Origin of the sequence: Marinomonas sp. MED121, assembly GCF_000153025.1 — a bacterium.
GTDB lineage: Bacteria > Pseudomonadota > Gammaproteobacteria > Pseudomonadales > Marinomonadaceae > Marinomonas.
The window spans coordinates 497,997-517,541 of record NZ_CH672430.1; the positions used below are offsets into that span (position 1 = coordinate 497,997).

The following is a 19,545-nucleotide window of genomic DNA, read 5'->3' on the forward strand; positions in this document are numbered from 1 at the left end:
GCAAATTAAAGCTGGGTGTCTATAAGAACTAATAACAGGCCGGCTTACCTTAAGAAAAAATGTCTAGTTCGACCCTTCATCAAGTTTGCGAGATTGGTAAAGATCAAAAACGGTTAATAAGAAAGAAGACAAAACCACTTAAAAGCAATGTTTAAAAGTGGTTTGGATAACTATGGCCTTGACGGCACGGGTGCGTCCATATATGTCTAAGAGAACTTTTACTATTAAAATTTTCTTTTTCATAAAAAGCGAGAAAAGTTAACCTTTTCTCGCTTTAAACATAAACTAGTTACAAAGAATTTAAATAATCCGTACTTTCTCTTTGCTTACGAAAAACGGTGTAGTTGACCCCCATAGCAGGAATAATACTCCCAGCTACAAAACCTGTACCAATACTTGAATGAATTGAGCTCCCCCACGACCCCATATTCCAGCTACCAGCCCAAGTATCATGAAAAGCCGACATATAATTCATACCAGGAACTAGGTTTAGTCCCTTCATTAAGGTACTGCCTTCTTTTGTCCAACCTTCCCAAATGCCCAATGGATCACCAGCCCCCCATCCAATACCTATATTGTTATATCCTGTATCTCTAATATGATATGGTGAGCTAATTTTCCCTGCGTCTCTACCTTTAGTTCCAGGAAGCATCGTGGGTTCAGACCCATCTAGATCATTCAGAGCTTGTATGTAATAAGTAATAGCATCACTTGAGAATTGAGCTTTAAAACCAGCTTCAAAACCATCGCTAAAGTCCCCCCCTTGAAGTGTGGCATAAGCTCCATTCATGCTCCCTCGTGCCGCGGCACGAGGCGCAATATTTGTATAGGAAATTCTTTCTTGGCTAAAACCAGTATTCATTTGATATGTAACATAGCTAAACACACCGGCCCTGACTACAGACTCCCAATTACCTCCATTTTTATACGTTGTTTGAGCAGATAAAGCGGCAGAACAATAACCAGCACAACCTATGCTATCTAGATAAATGGCTCCAATTGCCAAGAGATTCTCTTTTGTCCCAAAGTTTTTAATTTCTGTATAGGCTTTTGAAAGAACACTTTCCGTACTTTCAACAATACTATTTACTCCCGTTTTAACTGCTTTTTTGATTTTCTTCCAAGTTTTACTAAAAGAAAAGTAACCATTAGGGTCAGTAAAAGCCAAAGGGTTATTATATACATAGGTATAGCGGTTATATGACTGACTATTATTTGGGTCTTGAATAAATGGATCTGCACTGATAAAGCGGCCTATTTCGGGGTCATAAACACGTCCATTCATGTGTATAAGGCCAACCGAATCCAACATCTCATGGCCGGTATAGCCTAAACGACCCGATAAACCAAATGCATCCCAAGCATTTTGATCTCCTGCCACCTTAACATACTCACGTTTACCCCAGGCATCATAATGAAATTGCTTCAAAAGGCGCATACTACCACCCTCAGCAATTGCTAAAACTGAGCCTAGGTGATCTTTTAAGAAGTAACGTGTCTGCTCTAAAAATAACCCTGCAACAGCACTTTCACTTCTTTCAATAAATCCAAAACTACCTAGGTAAAAACGTTCAATTAACGCGCCATCATTACCTTCGACTTTTTCGTAAAGACCGTCTAAATACCATGTCGTTTCTTCCCCTTCGGTCGTCGTATCAATACGTTTATAACGCTTAAAATTTGGACCATATAATAATTCAACCTGAGTACCCGATTGAGTAATAGTCTTTGGCTTACCAAAAGATGTGTAAGTAAAGCTTCTGCCGTCACCATTTAAAAGGTTGCCACTAATGTCGTAACAATATTGACCTTTGCCCTCTATATATGAAACTGCATGAGGACCTGATACAAACTCACAACTGCCTTGTTGTTGATATTGATAACTACCAATACCTGCCTTAGAAAGAATGTTACCATTATTCATATAAGACATTGATTTAATATCGCCACCGGTGCCAATACCATCAAAACTACGACTTGTCCAAGTACTAAGACGATTTAAAGAATCATAAGTAAATGATTGCCCTTGATCTTGATTAGCCTCACTTGTACTAGAATCCATAAAAATCTGATCATCTCGATATGTCAGATTCCCAAGACCATCGAATTTATAACTAGACTTTTGAGCCGTGGCAATACCACCCCAAGCACTTTCAATTGATGTTGCAAAACCTGTTGCTGCATCGTATTCACGATATGTTTTTAATCCACCATCTAGTTCAAAGGCTGTTAGTTTTCCTCTTGCATCCATACTCGTTGCTTGCCAATGAATATCATTAACATCATCATCTCTATGAATACTGTTTAAATAACCTGTTGAGTCATAAGTTTGCTTAACTTTATAACCACCAGGGTAAGTCAATGTATCGAGCTTTCCTTTTATATAATGCCAACTTAGCTCAGCACTATTACCATCACCAAATTCAACATTTTTATTAGCAAGATTTCCAAAACCATCATAGCTTAAGCTTTCTATATAACTTCCTTGTGTTACCTTGCTTATCTGCCCGACACCATTTGTTGCTTGATCAAATTCCCAATAACTTGACCCTTCTTCATTTACTCGAGATAACATTCGCCCTAAAAGGTCGTAATTGAAGCTAGTCACTTGGCCATTTGCATTAATTTCTTTAGTAACTTGGCCCAATGCATTATTAATAAATGTCCAAGTACCTTTATCAGGGTCAACTAATTGAGTTCGAGCACCATTATCATCATATTGAATTAGAATTTGATTAGCATCCATATCAATAGATTTGACCAATTGCCCACGACCGTTATATTGATAATCTATTCTATTGCCTAAATTATCAATGCTATATATCGTCATTCCAAAAGCATTTTGTTCAGTCGTTGCACTCTGAGAGCTGCCATCAAAATAGTCAATATTAGTTTGCTTTAGTCCCGAAAAGTTAAGCTCGGTATAACGCCCCTCAGCAGGCAAATCTATTCTAGTATTTCGCCCTCTAGCATCATAAGTGTATTGAGTAAAATGAGTTGGAGAACTCAAATAGGGTTCAGAAACAGAGGAAAGCTGCCCTTTCGAATCAAAAATCGAAGCAATATATGAATAATTCCCCCCCATTATTTGCTTACCAGTTCTTAAGGTACGTCCTAATGAGTCAAAATATGATCGTTCAGATGGTGCTTCAGATGTTTGTGTTAATACATAGCTAACTTCATTAGTTGAACATTCACCAGAGCATTTTCCATATTTAAATGTCTTACTTGATTGCGGGCTCTCAACACTTATTTTTCGACCTAAAATATCAAAACTTGTCGTTGTTGTTTGCCCATTAGCGTTAGTATGAGACTCAATCACTGAGTAAACAGGATGCTCTTGGAAGCTTTCATGATGACCCAGCGCATTCCAGCTATCACTCACTGCTCCATTTACATCATACTCATAATTCGTAATCGCTTGGGAGCTTGAGAGACTTGCATTCGCATCATTATCTTTCCAGCTGGCAATAACAGACCGTGGCAACCCTCGATCAAATTCACTATAAGTGGTTACAACCTCTTGTTGACTACCTGGTCTACTTATTGTTTTTGTAAGTAATCCATTTGCTGAATATTCATACTCAGACCCACTCGTACTCGTTTGGATCGAAGGACCAGAAATACTTGTTGTCGCTTTACTCTTTAACCAAATACCTTGAAGAGACAATGTAGAATTATATTCAATACTATTATTTTCAATTACATCGACATTAGTTAAGCTTAAATCTGATGCTGAAACAGAGGTTCCATATTGAGTTACAATACCAACTGGGTTTGCATGATTATCATAGGAATAATCAATACTTGTAGCACTAATTAGCGCTTGATTAAGGTCAAAACTTTCAAATAAGCTCTTAGACTTTGTTATTGAGTAACTTACCGAACCTGGCGTTACATCACTACAGCTTCCTGAAGTACATGTATTAATTACTAAATCTTCAGCTGAAATATAATTAGATTGCCACTCATGCCTTTCACGCTCTAAAAGCCCTTCAGAAAAGTCAGCGCAATAATCCAAGCCAGAATAATCATCAATTTTAAAACCACTTGGAATTGTACAAGTTTCTTTCTTTTCTAAAGACGCATTTAACCTGCCTGAGGAATCTTGTGAATAATGGCTTACAACAGCTGTATCATTAGCTAAATCAAACGTTTGCACTCTAGCGAAACCTTGATTACCTAACCCCTGAATATGAACTTTTTGATCATAAAAGCGGTAAACTAAAGAGCTAAAGCCACCTGAACCATTATTTGAATCAATAGAATAAGCAACAGGATAGCTGTTAAATACACTTCTAACATCACCCGTTGGCCAACTACTTGTATCCAGACTATAAATTGATCTATCTGAGCTCAAACCATAATTAAATTTATTAACCGTTCCATAAACATTATTAACTTGTATTAATTTATCTTGATAAGGGCTACCTGAGACGACCCAATTAGCGATATTGGCGTTAGCTGTACTTGAGGTCGATGCTTGATAAATTTCTACCAAGTCAGCTGTGCCATCAGCATTAACATCCATTGTCAGGTAATTTCGTCCCTGATTAACGTCCATTGTCAGGTAATTTTGTTCCTGACTGTTGCTGCTGTAATTTTGACTTAACTGCTTACGGTTAGCTTCATAAAAACCGCCTTTATCGTTATTGATTAAACTGACAGAATATGAGTAATTACCCGATTTATAAATATGTACTAGATCTTGTGAACCATCAAAGTTGACATCAAGGACACTAAAGTTACTCGGTGTAGTAGAGGCAGGTGAGAACCAGGCTGAGCTAATTTTTGTTGTCGCACCTGACACAAAATCATTTAAGTCAGTATTTAACCAAGATTCACTGTAAGTTTGATTACTGCTATTTTTAATTTTAACGATATCTGAAAGGCCATCAGCATTCACGTCTAAAGTTAAAAAAGTAGGCGTATTAGAAAGCGTGCTACTCCAAGAGCCGATTGACTTGGCACTTAATACTTTTGTAAAGCCTAAGCTGCCATTATTTGACCAAATATTGGCATAGGCGTTATCACCAGAACGATAAATGGCAACCAGATCTTGCTGCCCATCTCCATTGGTATCCATAGGAAGGATGTTAGAAGTGAGAGCCTCACCAATTTGACTCCAACTTCCCAAATTTGATGTGGAGCAACTCCCGATGCTACCGTTACCAGCATTTGTACAGGCTTGTGCGTAAGCTGTTGAGCTTGATTGATATATTTTAACAAGATCAGGTAAGGTATCACCATTCATGTCCATGACTTGGTAACGTTTTCCGTTTTCCTCACCGGTACCACTATTACCAAAAGCGGCGCTCGTTTGCTTTGTTAACGTACCTTGTCCATCACTGAACCAAGCAACGAAAGTGCTACTACTATCACCCGTACTCTTTTTAATTTCAGCAAAGTCTTCAAGACCATCACCGTTTACATCAAATACATAATAAGATGAGTCAGTATTATTCGGTTGGAAGTCTTGTTTATGGCTATACCCTCCCGATTTATTATTTAAATATAAGGAAGCTGATCGTGTTGTTCCTGTTTTACGTATTTTAATAATATCGCTATAGCCATCAGCATTTGCATCCAAAGATAAGAACTCAGGTTTATCACTCGATGTTAAACCATTGTACTGACCTAGAGTTGACATCACCGATTTATTTAAACTGGTGAGACTGGCTAAAGATTCATCCTGATAGGTAAAGCTTAACGGATAGACACAGTCATTATTGCCACACAACTTCACATCAGATAATAAAGACCTTTCTGTGCCTTGGCTTTCTTCATAACTTAGCTGATAGCTATAACTGATTTTAGAAGCCGCTGAATTAGTTATATTCAAACTAGTTAAGCGCTGATCACGAGAAATCAACTGTCCGGCTAAATATTGAGAAGTAGAGTCAGATCGGCCTCTAAAATTAAAATCAATTACTGTACCTGCATAACTAATACTTTTAGGTCGTTGAATACCCTTTGACGCAATAGTGGTATAGGTATAATTAATCATATTATCAGCCGCATCTTGACGACTACTAATAGACCAAATCAGGGTTTTATTTTGGGCATTAGCAACTAACTTACTGTCTGAGGTTTGGCCATAAAAGTAACGCTCACCAGATTTAGTAATTACTTCCCAATAATCAGGGTTCCCAATATCACCTCCCTTAGAATAAATTCTTTCAAAGTTGTCTATATTAGTTTTATATTGAGTGCCATTTGCACCATAAGCTCCTGTCACAGCAAGTAACTTATTTCCATTTAGGCAAAACTTATCGGAGCTTGCAAAGGAAATACCTTTAACAACATTATCTTCTGCTTTATTTGAACGACATCGACGAATTACAGGCTGACCACTTATTTCCCAGCCTATTCCTAACAACCCATTATCACTATAACTGTTATAACTAAGTGATAAATTTGGCTGCAGACCATTGATGCCTGAAGGTAATCGCAATGGAATTTCATATCGAACAGCCCCTGAATAATCAATACCCGCAGCAGATCCAATTAAACCAATTACTGATCCAGTCTGATCATTTGAAGATGAACTACTATTATTAGCAAAGTCGAGCTTAATATATGCTGTACCATACAAGGTAGAGTTAGTAACAAGTTGCCCACCAGAAATACTCATACTGACACTATTACTACCAATGAAATTGTAATCTAAATCAGAGATATAAAAGCTTGCAACACTCGCATCAGACGATTTAATAACATGTAAACTAGCCAAATCACTTGCTGGTTGTAAAACAATATCAGCTATAGAGTCTCCATCTAAATCACCATATAGCAAATTATAAGAACTTATAGTGAGATTAGAAGATTTCCATAGTGATTTAAGGGTGGTCATATTTGCCGGTGAAATATATGTATAACTGCCATTTGCATTTTTTTGCAAAACAATGGCCTGCGCGCCCGAGTCAATAAAAAAGGGCACATTAACGTCACCTGAAATTAAAATAAATTTATGTGGGTAGAGAATGAGATCTTGCCGACCATCGCCATTATAATCTCCCTCATACAAAACATAATCACCCTGCGCCCAAGCCGCTGTAGCAAAAGATGAAAATGCGACAAAGAAAATCATGACAAAAGAAAGATATAATTGACGTAACATAAAGCTCTATCCCTAGAATCCAATTACATATGTAATAACAATGAAAAGAATGGCAATTAAACACCATCCTTGTGAAAATAACCAAATTCGAAAATTAATTCAATACATTTGACTACACATCAATGGTTTAATTGACTTTACACTGTAAATTAGACATTAATGGTTACAATCAAACACTGTAAGCAGGAAATTATTTTGTTAAATAATCAGTGAAAAATGGTCAAGGTAAGTTTAAACAATAGATATTGTCACGTTATGAGGAAGAGATGTATTTATACCATCTCAAAGTTCTAATAGAGTTACTTTCTTGAATAATACTATCTCAAACTACAAAGGGAGTTCGAGTAACATCAAAAAAATTTAAGTGATTATAGTTTTTTATCTAACAAAGCACTTAACATTCAGTTTTTTTAAAATTTAAATGATAGTTAAGCAGCAGCGCAATAAAGCTATGTCATAAAAATAAGGGTTATTTTTTAATAATAACTGGTTTTTTTGAGATTGATTTTGAAGATGAGTACCTTAACATTATTTACAATAGGGTCGTTTAAAGTGACCCTATTAAAACAACACAGACCTTTCTTTAAGTATTATTTAATGATTTTTAAATGCGTAATCAATACAGCATTGCCTATACCTGCATTACAGCTCAAACTTGAGTAATGAACACTTATTGTTTTACCCCCCATAAAAGCAGCTAATGCTAATGTAAACATATCTTTGGCATCTGGATCAGATGTAGGCCAATAAAATTGTCGAGAACATGGAGTACCATTAATAGTCGTATTGATAATATGAAGTCCATCATGAGAATAAACTTCAGTTATTTCGCCAGTACCAGTCCAAGCGAGACTTTGAGACGAAAAAAACAAAGATGAAAAAAATAGAGTAAAAAAACATATTTTGTTAAATCCAGATAACCACCACTGATAAAAACCAGTCTCCATAACTTAAACTCCTTGAATAAATTTAGACCTAAATTATTATAAGTCCCTTAAACACCACTAACTTTAAAAGCCAAAATGCGAAAACAACACCTAAAAATACACTTTTCAACAAACAACTTCGACTTTATTTTAGAAAGTTGGTTATTTTAAATTATCATAAGACACCAAATCATTTAATACTCTCCTTTCACATCTATAAAACCTATAACACTTATACTCACCAGGAAAACTTATATTAAAAATATTCAAAAATGAATAAAACACCTTTTCTTAGGTCCTTTTCAATTAACAGTATAATAAAATTAGTGTCTAAATAAACCTGTATATCAATTTTGCATAATCAGAGTTAGTGTAGCTACGAAAATAATTAATTTTAGTCGTCATTTATAAAATAGAACCAGCATACTCTAGGTTAAATAATGCTAAAAAACTAACACTTAGTTAAAAAATTAGACTTAAAGAATATCTATATTAAACAAGTGACACACGCCGCCAGCACTGGTATGACTCCAAATATTATCCTTATCACCATTAATAGATACTTGCGCATTCATTGCTTTTGCAGCTAAGAGTAAGGAAAGAGTATGCTGAGCACCTGCTGCATTTCCATTTACCCAAAAGCCTCTTTCACATCCAATTGGAGGATTATTTACAGTTATTAAGATATCCCCATTTCCTATATCAGAATAAGCGGATAATTTAATAATCTTTGTGCTTTCAGCTTCAACTAAATCTTTAGCTAATATGAAAGATGAAAATAGAGCCATTGAAAGAATCATTAGAATAGTTTTTTTCATTTTTATACCCTCCTTGGTAATTTTATAGTTCTCAATTTAACAATCGTGCTTAACCAAAACCCTAGACAATATTCTTACTATACATTATAAAAAAGCGCTAATTAAACGCCTTCATAAGTAACAAATCAGTTAATAAATCTTGAAAAACAACTAAAAAACTTAATAAATCATTTTATAAGTGGCAAATCTGCTTGATAGATTTTTAGTGCGTTATCCTTACCCAAGCGGCAATAGAACGACTGCCATCACACACGCCAGTATCATGAAAAGCTAAATTTTTATTAGCAACAAAGGCTGTTAGCACCATAGTAAATTTACGATTTGCAACCCCGTCATTTGGACTTTTTACTTTATAGACAGAACCACCACAACTATGAGTAACATTAGACTTAAACTCAAAAACAGTAGAATCACTATCAAGCTGATAAACAAACTCAACCTTACTAATTGCGACATCCTTAGCAGCAAACGCAGTAAATGGAACAAAAAAAGATAGAAAAACCAAAATTAATTTCATACAACCTCATTTAATAACAATTAAAACTCAAGAAAAATATAACATTCGTAAAATAATATATTAATTAGACAAGCATTATAAAAATACTATCACACAACCTAATCACAGTTCACTTCATTTATAAATGAAAATAAAATTCGAACATAGAAGAGAAAAAGATAACATTAATGCCAAGCAAGAAGTATTAACCAGTGTTTTATTGGATTTTTGACGAATTAATATAGCGTGTTAACAAATTAAAGATGGGTATCTATATGAGTATAACTTTGACCCGTGGATTTATTGCTTTCACATAAGTAAGCCTTCCTCACGCAACGGGAAATACAATGGTAATAAGGAATTAACTAGAAAAGAGTTTCGAGACTGATGAGGGTTTTTCTTGCTCTAGGCATATCAACCAACTCCAAAAAGTAATCTAAATTAAAATTAGATCACGAAAAGAAGTTGGTCAAATTAAAGATGGGTGTCTATTAACAATTAAACCAACTCCAAAAAGTAATCTAAATTAAAACTAGATCACGAAGAGAAGTTGGTCAAATTAAAGGTGGGTGTCTATGAATAACTATGAGTGTCTCATTTAAATTATTCGACTTCAAATAAAAGAGCATAAATTTTTAAGATGCTATTTGTAGAGTTTGTATTTATTTTATAACTCAATAATTTATTCAACTCTACACCTAAGGGAGCCCACTTTTCTTGAACAGCTAAAATTTGAGGATCATTATCGCTACAAATTGCATCAAAAATAGTTTCCTCAGAAATCACACCAAAATTCATTTTAAAATCAGCAAAATAACAATCTCTAAAAACTAAATATTCCTCTACATCATTAGGCCACTTTATATGGGCTCTGATAATATCTAATTCGCCAGGATTACTTCTATCAATTTCTATATTTAATAATTTAGCATCATGCCACATTAAGCTATTGAACTTTTTAATATAATTCATAATTAAAATCCTGGATCTGAGTCACCATCTTTTGGGCTATAATGCTTCCCTTTACTATTTTTATGATAATGAGAATAATTAGGCCCTTTCTGCCCTGGCGGTGTAGCAGGATCAATCCTTAAACGCTCTTTATATTTGCCGTTCACAATCTCACCGTAATTACCTGATCGGTGTGGATTTTGGACATAATTATCTGGTATTTTATGCTTTGACCCAGAGGGAATAGCAACGCCGTCTTTTGTAACATGTATAACACCACCATCTCTATTTAATGTTCGTTTCGGACTTTTCCCTGGCCTCCCCAGCGAACTCAACCCTTTTGAAGCAGCATTTGCCGCTCTGCCTGCACCAACAGCTAACCCAGCCCCAGGAACAGCTGCCGCCATATGAGATAATGCAGCTTTAGGCTGCCCTCTAGCAACTGAAATTCCAGCATTAACAACATCAGCAACATTACCAATAGCAGGAATCATCCCAACAACAGATAAAGCTCCTTGAATAAAGTTTAAAAAACGACTTGTCCGTTTTTCTTTATCTTTTTTCTCTTTTGCCTGTCTTGCCGCTTCTTTTTCAGCATCTGCTTTCTGTTTATAAGCCTTTGTCAGTCTATCGTTAAACTCTTTACGCTCTCTCTCTTTTTTCTCTCTTTTTTCTCGCTTATCTCTATGATCTGGGTGCTCACCATGCCCATCAGTACCAGTGCCTCTTGGCTCGAACCCATCTGGATCAGTAAAACTCAGCGGATTATTATACACATACGCATAACGGTTAAAGGCTTGGGTATTATATGGGTCGGGAATAAAAGGATCTGCACTCACAAATCGCGCAAGCGCAGGGTCATACACGCGGCCATTCATATGAATCAAACCTACCGTATCCAGCATCTCATGACCAGTGAAGCCTAAACGCCCAGAAAGACCAAAGCTATCCCAAGGATTCACGCCAAGGCCCGTTTTCACGTATTCACGCTTACCCCACACATCATAATGGAACTGTTGTAGAAGACGCATACTACCGCCTTCAACTATGGCTAATACCGAGCCAATATGATCTTTCAAGAAATAACGGGTCTGCTCTAAATAAAGCCCTGCAACCGCACTTTCGGTACGCTCTATTATGCCAAAGTCACCCAGGAAAAAGCGCTCAATGATTTTGCCATTTTTATCTTCGACTTTTTCGTAAATACCATCAAGATACCAGGTATTTTGCGTACCAGAACCCGTTTCGCCTGTGACGGTATCGGTACGCTTGTAACGCCCTAAACTAGGACCATACAAAAACTCGGTTTTTGCAGCGTCTTTTACGATGGTTTTTGGCTTATCAAAGGAAGTATAGGTAAATGCCTTACCATCGCCCGTAAGCATATTACCACTGGCGTCATAACAGAACTGCCCCTTACCTTGAATATATGACACAGCATGGGGACCTGACGGTAAGGCACAACTACCTTGCTGTTGGTAAACATAATCACCTACATCTGCTTTAGATTTAATATTACCGTTATTAAAGTACTCCATTACTTTAGTTTGGCCAGCAGTGCCCACACCATCAAAACTTCGTGTAGTCCACTTCTTCAAACGATTTAGCGCATCATATTCAAAGGTTTGTCCTTGATCTTGATTCGCCACTGTCTCTGTCGAACTCATGTACAGCTGATCATTACGAGATGTAAGATTACCTAGGCTATCAAAGGCATAACTGGATTGTTGGGCATAGGCGATATCCCCCCAAAGACTATCGATAGATTTAACAAATCCCGTGGCCGCATCATATTCACGGTAAGTTTTTAAACCACCATCTAGCTCATAGGCGGTCAAATTACCACGGGCATCCATTTGCACCGCTTCCCAGTGAATATCATTGGCATTATCTTCACGGTGTACGGTTTTTAAATAACCCGTTGAATCATAGGTTTGCTTGACCGTATACCCCCCTGGGTAGGTTTGGGTATTCAGCTTGCCCTTAATATAGTGCCAGCTAACATCCGCTGTATTACCATCACCAAAGTCAACGGACTTCTTAGCAAGATTACCAAAACCATCGTAGCTGTATTCTTCTGCATAACCGCCTTGGGTGGCCTTATTTAACTGGCCCTTAGCCATGGTACCCACATCATATTGCCAGTTACTTGTACCTTCACTGTTGGTACGGCTTAACAAACGCCCTAAAAGGTCATAGTTAAAGGTGGTTATTTCACCATTGGCATTCACCTCTTGGGTGACTTGACCATACACATTGTTAGTATAATTCCAAGTACCTTTATCAGGGTCCACTAATTGTGTACGAGCACCATAAGCATCGTAACTGATGGTGATTTCATTAGTGCCCATATCTGTAGTGGTATCGATCGTTTTGACTAGCTGACCATGGCCGTTATATTGATAGTCTATCCGACTACCAAGATTATCAATGCCGTATTCAATCAAGCCAAACGCATTGGATTTAGTAGTTGTTTTCTGAGATTTACCATCAAAATGCTCTATTTTTTCCTGCTCAAGCCCTGAGTAAGTAAAGCTCGAGTATCGACCACCCGGTTTATTCACTTGAGTAGAGCGGCCTCTGGCATCATAAAGGTAGGTCGTATAATGACTAGGTTCATTAAAATAAGGCTCCGAAACCGACGCCAGCTGTCCTTTAGCATTATAACTGGCTAAGGTTTGAGACCAAGCGCCCCCCATGACTTGCACACCACTTCTTAAGGTACGACCTAAAGAATCAAAGTAGGAGCGTTCTGAAGGATTCTCAGTGGTGGTTTTTAATACATAACTGACTTCATTCGTTGCACAATCATTACTACATTTTGCATAGGTAAAGCTTGAGCTAGACTGAGGCGCATTAATGCTGAGTTGTCTTCCGAGTATATCAACCTCAATAGTAGTCGTTTGCCCATTCGCATCGGTATAGGATTCAAGCACCGAATAAACGGGGTGCTCTTGAAAGCTTTCACCGTGATCAAGCGCGTTCCAGCTTGAGCTCACTGCACCATTAGCATCATATTCATAAGTCACAATGGATTGTGTTTTCGCCAAACTAGCGTTGAGCTGATTGGACTTCCAATTTGTGATAATAGAGCGAGGAAGTCCTCTGTCAAAGTCTAGATAGCTGGTAATGATTTCAAGGTCAGTACCGGGTTCAGCTGTTTGCTTAGACAATAAACCTTCTGCGGTGTAATTGTATTCAGTGATATTAGAAACAGACTGGATGGCTGGGCCGGTTATTTGACTGACATTTCGACTAGTTAACCAAATCCCGTCACCTGACAAGCCGCCATCATAGTCATAAGTATTGGTTTCTGTGACATCGACATTGCTAACACTCATCCCTGACACACTGGTACCCGAACGTGTCACCAGTTGGGTGATATTGGCATAATCATCATAGGTATAATCAAGGCTTTTCGCTTTGATAAGCTCCTGATTTGTGCCATAGCTTTCGAACAGACTCTTGGTTTTAACTACCGAATAACTTACTGAACCTGGTGTTGCCTCGTTACAATTACCCGCGGTACAACTTGATTGTTTGCTCGCTTCGCCACTTATATGATGTGACTGCCAAGCATAGGTTTCACGCTCTAACAAACCACTGGTATTATCAGCGCAATAATCATTACCCGAATAACTTGCTAAGCTAAAGTCTGGGGCTAGACTACAGGTTTCTAACTTTTCAAGTGTACCATTTAAGCGACCTTTCCAAGCCTGAGAGTAATGCATGACTTCAGCAGTTTCATTGCTTAAATCGAATTCTTGTACCTTAGCATACCCTAAGCCACCTAAACCTTGGGTGTGATTTTTCTGATCGTAATAGCGATAAGCAAGAGTATCAAAGCCCCCTTGACCATTATCTAGTTCAATTGATGATGCTAATGGATAACTTGCAAATGAAATATTGATCTTATCTGTTTGATTTGTTGGCCAATTTGAATCATCAAAACGATAAAGGCTTCTATCTGAGCTCAAGCCATAGTTGAATTTATTAGCGGTGCCGTAGAGGTTATCGACTTGAACTAACTTATCTTGGAAAGGACTTCCTGAAACGACCCAGTTAGCGATATTGGCGTTAGCTGTATTTGAGGTAGACGCTTGATAAACTTCTACCAAATCAGCTGTACCATCCGCATTAACATCCATTGTCAGGTAATTTCGCCCCTGACTGTCACTGCTGTAATTTTGACTTAATTGTTTACGGTTAGCTTCATAAAAACCGCCTTTATCATTATTGATCAAACTCACAGAGTATGAGTAAGTCCCCGACTTATAGATATGAACCAAGTCTTTTGAACCGTCAAAGTTGACATCAAGGACACTAAAGTTACTCGGTGTAGTAGAGGCAGGTGAGAACCAGGCTGAGCTAATTTGCGTTGTCGCACCTGACACAAAATTATTTAAGTCAGTATTTAACCAAGATTCACTGTAAGTTTTATTACTGCTATTTTTAATTTTAACGATATCTGAAAGGCCATCAGCATTCACGTCTAAAGTTAAAAAAGTAGGCGTATTAGAAAGCGCGCTACTCCAAGAGCCGATTGACTTGGCACTTAACACTTTTGTAAAACCTAAGCTGCCATTATTTGACCAAATATTAGCATAGGCGTTATTACCAGAACGATAAATGGCAACCAGATCTTGCTGGTTATCTCCATTGGTATCCATAGGTAGAATTTTAGATGTCAAAGCCGCACCAATTTGACTCCAACTTCCTAAATTTGTAGTAGAACAGCTACCAATACTACCATCGCCATCATTTATACAGGTTTGAGCATAGGCAGTTGATCCAGATTTATATATTTTAACTAGATCCGGTAAGGTATCACCATTCATGTCCATGATTTGGTAACGTTTACCGTTTTCTTCACCATTACTAGTATTACCAAAAGCAACACTCGCTTGCTTTGTAAAAGTGCTATCACCTTTACTTAACCAAGCAGAAAAAACATCGCTAGTTGAGCTATTTTTTTGCTCAATATCAACAAAATCCTCTAAACCATCACCATTCACATCGAATGTATAAAAATTATGGTTTTCAACAGTAACATTGAAATCCGACTTTGCCTTATAAGATCCATCTTTTTGGTTTATGTATACACTTACCGTTCTACCTGGCTTACTAAGACCTGTTGGAGCAGCATCAGCCACTCTAATAATATCTGAATAACCATCAGCATTCGCATCAATACTAAGGAAGTTGGCATCAGAATACTCGCTCCCCTTGACGCCTTTGAACTTACCTATTGATAAGCTCGCTGAGCTCACATTATTCAATGTAGATAACTTGCTTAAAGTTTCATCCTGATAAGTAAAACTTAACGGATAGACACAGTCATTATTGCCACACAACTTCACATCAGATAATAATGACTTGGCCGTACCTTGGCTTTCTTCATAACTTAGCTGATAGCTATAACTCAACTTAGAGGCTGCCGTATTAGCGATATTCACACTAATTAAACGCTGATCTTCTGTTAGAGGTTGCCCAGCAAAGTATTGAACGGATGAATCAGACCTTCCGCGGTAAGTGAAAGTAATTGTGGTTGCTGGAGAAGCCTTAGTTCCACCATAGGTAATGGTTTTTGGCCGTTGAATGCCTTTAGATGCCGTTGTGGTATAGGTATAAGCAATAACATTCTCAGCCACATCTTGACGACTACTGACTGACCAAATCAAGGTTTTACTTTGGGTATTAGCTACTAATTTACTATCCGACGTTTGTCCATAAAAGTAATGCTCACCAGATTTAGTGATCACTTGCCAATAATCAGGGTTATTCGTTGTACCACCATGTGAGAAAACTTTCTCAAATTCATCTATATCTGTTTTATATTGGGTGCCATTACCACCGTAACTTCCTGAAATAGAAATTAATTTCTGTCCATTAAGACAAAACAAATCATTACTAAAATCAACACCTTGGATCTTCCCATCTTCAGCTATATTCGCATTACACCTTTGTATTGCAGGATGCCCTGATAGCCCCCACCCCATACCAAGAGAGCCATTGCCACCGTAACTGTTATAACTTAATGCTAATGAAGGCTGTAGACCATTAATACCAGAGGGCAAACTTAATGGAATTTCATATCGCGCTGCCCCTGAGGTATCGATCCAAGCACTCGATCCGAGTAACCCTAATATATTGCCTGTTTGTTGATTTGATGATGAGCTAGCATTATTAGCAAAGTCGAGCTTAATATAGGCCTTTCCATACAAGGTAGAGTTAGTAACAAGCTGCCCACCAGAAATACTCATGCTGACAGTATTACTACCAATGAAATTGTAATCTAAATCAGAGATATAAAAGCTTGCAACACTCGTATCAGACGATTTAATAACATGTAAACTAGCCAGATCACTTGCTGGTTGTAAAACAATATCAGCTATAGAGTCTCCATCTAAATCACCATATAGTAAATTATAAGAACTTATAGTGAGATTAGAAGATTGCCATAGTGATTTAAGGGTGGTCATATTTGCCGGTGAAATATATGTATAACTGCCATTTGCATTTTTTTGCAAAACAATGGCCTGTGCTCCCGAATCAATAAAAAAGGGCACATTAACGTCACCTGAAATTAAAATAAATTTATGTGGGTAGAGAATGAGGTCCTGCCGACCATCGCCATTATAATCGCCCTCATATAAAACATAATCACCCTGCGTCCAAGCTGCTGTAGCAAAAGATGAAAATGCTACAGAGAAGATTATGACAAAAGAAAGATATAATTGACGTAACATAAAGCCCTATCCCTAGAATCCAACCACATATGTAATAACAATGAAAAGAATGGCAATTATTTACCACCTCGGTGAAAATACCTAAAAGTGAAAATTAATTCAATATTTTTCTAAAATACATCAATGAGTTAATCAATTATTTTTTTCTACAGCATCTTGACATTTGTTACCAATCATATAGATGAAAACTTATTTTATTTAAAACACTCATTCGGGAATATATTAAATTACAGTGAAGGGAGAAGTGATATATCGTATTTATGGCATAAGAAACTATTTGCCAAAATGAAAAATAAAAAATGAAACTAAGCCAAAAGCCGAAAGCCGAAAGCCGAAAGCCGAAAGCCGAAAGCCAAATAAAATAGGTTTTGGTTCGTTACACTTCAAACCACCAACTGCATTATTTTTCATTCAAGGAGTAAGCTTTAATTAATAAGAAAACAGAAACTAATTAACCACAAACAAACTGATTAAATTAAAAATTAGGAAAGCTATTTAATCGTATCAATAAGTTTGTAGGCCAATCGACAGATTCCTCCTACTTATTATTTAAATCAAAAAACGTATCATAAGAATCTTTCACTCATTCTAACCTACCATAAAACGTCATGCGGGCTGCTTCTGAAAGGGCGATATCAGGTTTTGAGTTATAGGCGAATACCACCAGCATGCGTGTTGTATTGCCTTGGGTTGGTGTGACTCTGTGTATGGCGTTGCGGCCACGGAATAACACAAGTGCACCTGGATCTATGGCGAGTTGTTTGATTTGTGCTTTGCCTGCCAGCACATCACTAACACCTTCATAATTCATTTCTCCCGCATCGGCATCTCGCATATTTTCTATGTATTCAAATACACCACCCGCTTCTGACTTTTGGATCAACAAGGTAATCGCAAAAGAGGAGTTATCAAAATGCCAACCTAGCTCTTGCCCTTCACTGGCATAATGCAAGTTAATTGAAGACAGGTTATCGCCATATTCATAAAGCCCTTCTTCTTCTAATACACTCGCTAAAAACGCTTTAAAAAGGCTTGAGTCATAAAGGCGTCTTAATACTGAGTCCTTATCGATTTGGTCATCGGTAATACAACCTTTTGAAGAGTTTACTTGTTGGTTTCTGGGATGCTCTAGAGGGAAGCTTGGATCTATTTCATTCAAATAAACATTGTGACTTGATTGAGTATAATAAGCTGACTCTTTTTTGAAATTGCCCTCATCGACGATGGCTTGAATCACATTTTCTTGAAGAAAGTTAGGCAACACTAACGCGCCTTCTTGCTGTAAAGATTGCTTACAAGCTTGTCGAAAGCTTCTGTTTTCAATTGGATATTGAGCTTGATTGATATAATCCGATAGCGGCATTGTGAACTTCCTTATGGCTATTTTCTGACACTCGGTGAACAAATCATCTTAAGTTTATACAAACAGGTTAAGATCATTTCAGTTGTATGAAAATCAATCTTTTTTTTAGTTATCGTTAAATTTTTCTTAACACCCCATTTAACAATTAAGGCTTAACATAAGGCATTTTTTACCCTTTAATAAAGGAAAAGTAGCCGTTATATAATCATTAAAACTAAGAGTATTGATGTTAAAACTTCCCAGTACAAACAGCTTACTGACATTTTTAAATGCAGCAGAAACAGCCAGCTTTGCCAAAACAGCTAAAGCATTATGCTTGACACCTGCAGCGGTGAGTCAGCAGATAAAGCAGCTTGAAGAGCAGTTAGGTTGTCAGTTATTTCAGCGCTCTAAACAGGGTGTTGAGTTAACACAAGCAGGTCAGCAGTATTTATATTTTGCCAAGCAAGCTGTTGAGAAATTAAAGCAAGGCCAAGCAAGTCTTAGGCAATTAAAGCAGCAAGATATCTTTACGCTTCATACCTTTCCATCGGTGGCGACTAAATGGTTAATGCCCAAGGTATTAGATGCCATGCAGGCGAACCCTGAGTTAGAAATACGGGTGGAAGCCAGCCACTCACAGATTGATTTTAACTTAAGCAATTGTGATGCTTGCATTAGCTTTTGAGAGCAAGACAAATCATTGAACCATCAACTCATTTTTCAGGATAATGTCAGTCTCGTTGCTAGCCCTACACTTGTTGATGAGACGCTAGCAAAGGATTTAAACACCTTACTTATGCTCCCTATGATCTATATTGATTGGGGCGATGATAATCAATTTTTACCCGGTTGGAAGGAATGGATGAGTGCAGCCGGTTTTCAAGATAAAGAGCCTAACAAAGGCCCGCAATTTAACTTATCAGGCATGGCAATAGAGGCTGCGATACAAGGTAAAGGCCTCTTATTAGGACAGGGTTTATTGATACAAAATGAGGTGAAATCAGGCCAACTGATCAAGTTAAACCCTATTACACTACCTCTCAAAAAAGCCTATTATCTTATCTATCCGGATCGCACCAAAGATAAGATAGCTGCCATGAACTTTATTAAGCAACTTGTACCTTATCCTTAGCACTTTGC

9 protein-coding genes are annotated in these 19,545 nt (G+C 37.3%); 2 read left to right on the top strand and 7 right to left on the bottom strand.

All coding sequences use genetic code 11. The features are described from left to right. Nucleotides 1–289 precede the first annotated feature (289 nt). The 7 genes from MED121_RS10210 to MED121_RS10240 form a co-directional block, all read right to left on the bottom strand. Nucleotides 290–7,120 carry an RHS repeat-associated core domain-containing protein gene (locus tag MED121_RS10210; RefSeq protein ID WP_009833606.1) on the bottom strand — a complete coding sequence of 2,277 codons (6,831 nt, stop codon included), beginning with the start codon at nt 7,118–7,120 and terminating at the stop codon, nt 290–292. A gap of 590 nt (nt 7,121–7,710) precedes the next feature. Further along, the gene (locus MED121_RS10215) at nt 7,711–8,067 is read right to left on the bottom strand and encodes a hypothetical protein (protein WP_009833607.1); all 357 of its coding nucleotides are present in this window, start codon (nt 8,065–8,067) and stop codon (nt 7,711–7,713) included. Nucleotides 8,068–8,522: 455 nt separating this feature from the next. After that, nucleotides 8,523–8,864 (bottom strand): hypothetical protein, encoded by a 342-nt coding sequence (locus MED121_RS10220; protein WP_009833608.1) that lies wholly within the window; start codon nt 8,862–8,864, stop codon nt 8,523–8,525. Nucleotides 8,865–9,066: 202 nt separating this feature from the next. Then, nucleotides 9,067–9,381 (bottom strand): hypothetical protein, encoded by a 315-nt coding sequence (locus MED121_RS10225; RefSeq protein WP_009833609.1) that lies wholly within the window; start codon nt 9,379–9,381, stop codon nt 9,067–9,069. Between the two features lie 582 nt (nt 9,382–9,963). Continuing rightward, on the bottom strand, nt 9,964–10,332 hold the full coding sequence (locus MED121_RS10230; RefSeq protein WP_009833610.1) for a hypothetical protein: 369 nt from the start codon (nt 10,330–10,332) through the stop codon (nt 9,964–9,966). A 2-nt stretch (nt 10,333–10,334) separates the two neighbouring features. Then, entirely contained in the window at nt 10,335–17,060 is a 6,726-nt protein-coding gene (locus MED121_RS10235) for an RHS repeat-associated core domain-containing protein (RefSeq protein ID WP_009833611.1), read from the bottom strand. A gap of 583 nt (nt 17,061–17,643) precedes the next feature. Then, complete coding sequence (locus tag MED121_RS10240) at nt 17,644–18,423, bottom strand: hypothetical protein (protein ID WP_009833613.1); 780 nt, start codon at nt 18,421–18,423, stop codon at nt 17,644–17,646. Between the two features lie 226 nt (nt 18,424–18,649). Between MED121_RS10240 and MED121_RS24525 the strand changes: the two genes are divergently transcribed. Then, nucleotides 18,650–19,090: a LysR family transcriptional regulator gene (locus MED121_RS24525; protein WP_009833614.1), complete on the top strand. Its 441-nt coding sequence runs from the start codon at nt 18,650–18,652 to the stop codon at nt 19,088–19,090. Between the two features lie 15 nt (nt 19,091–19,105). Then, nucleotides 19,106–19,537: a LysR substrate-binding domain-containing protein gene (locus MED121_RS24530; protein WP_009833615.1), complete on the top strand. Its 432-nt coding sequence runs from the start codon at nt 19,106–19,108 to the stop codon at nt 19,535–19,537. Nucleotides 19,538–19,545: the final 8 nt, after the last annotated feature.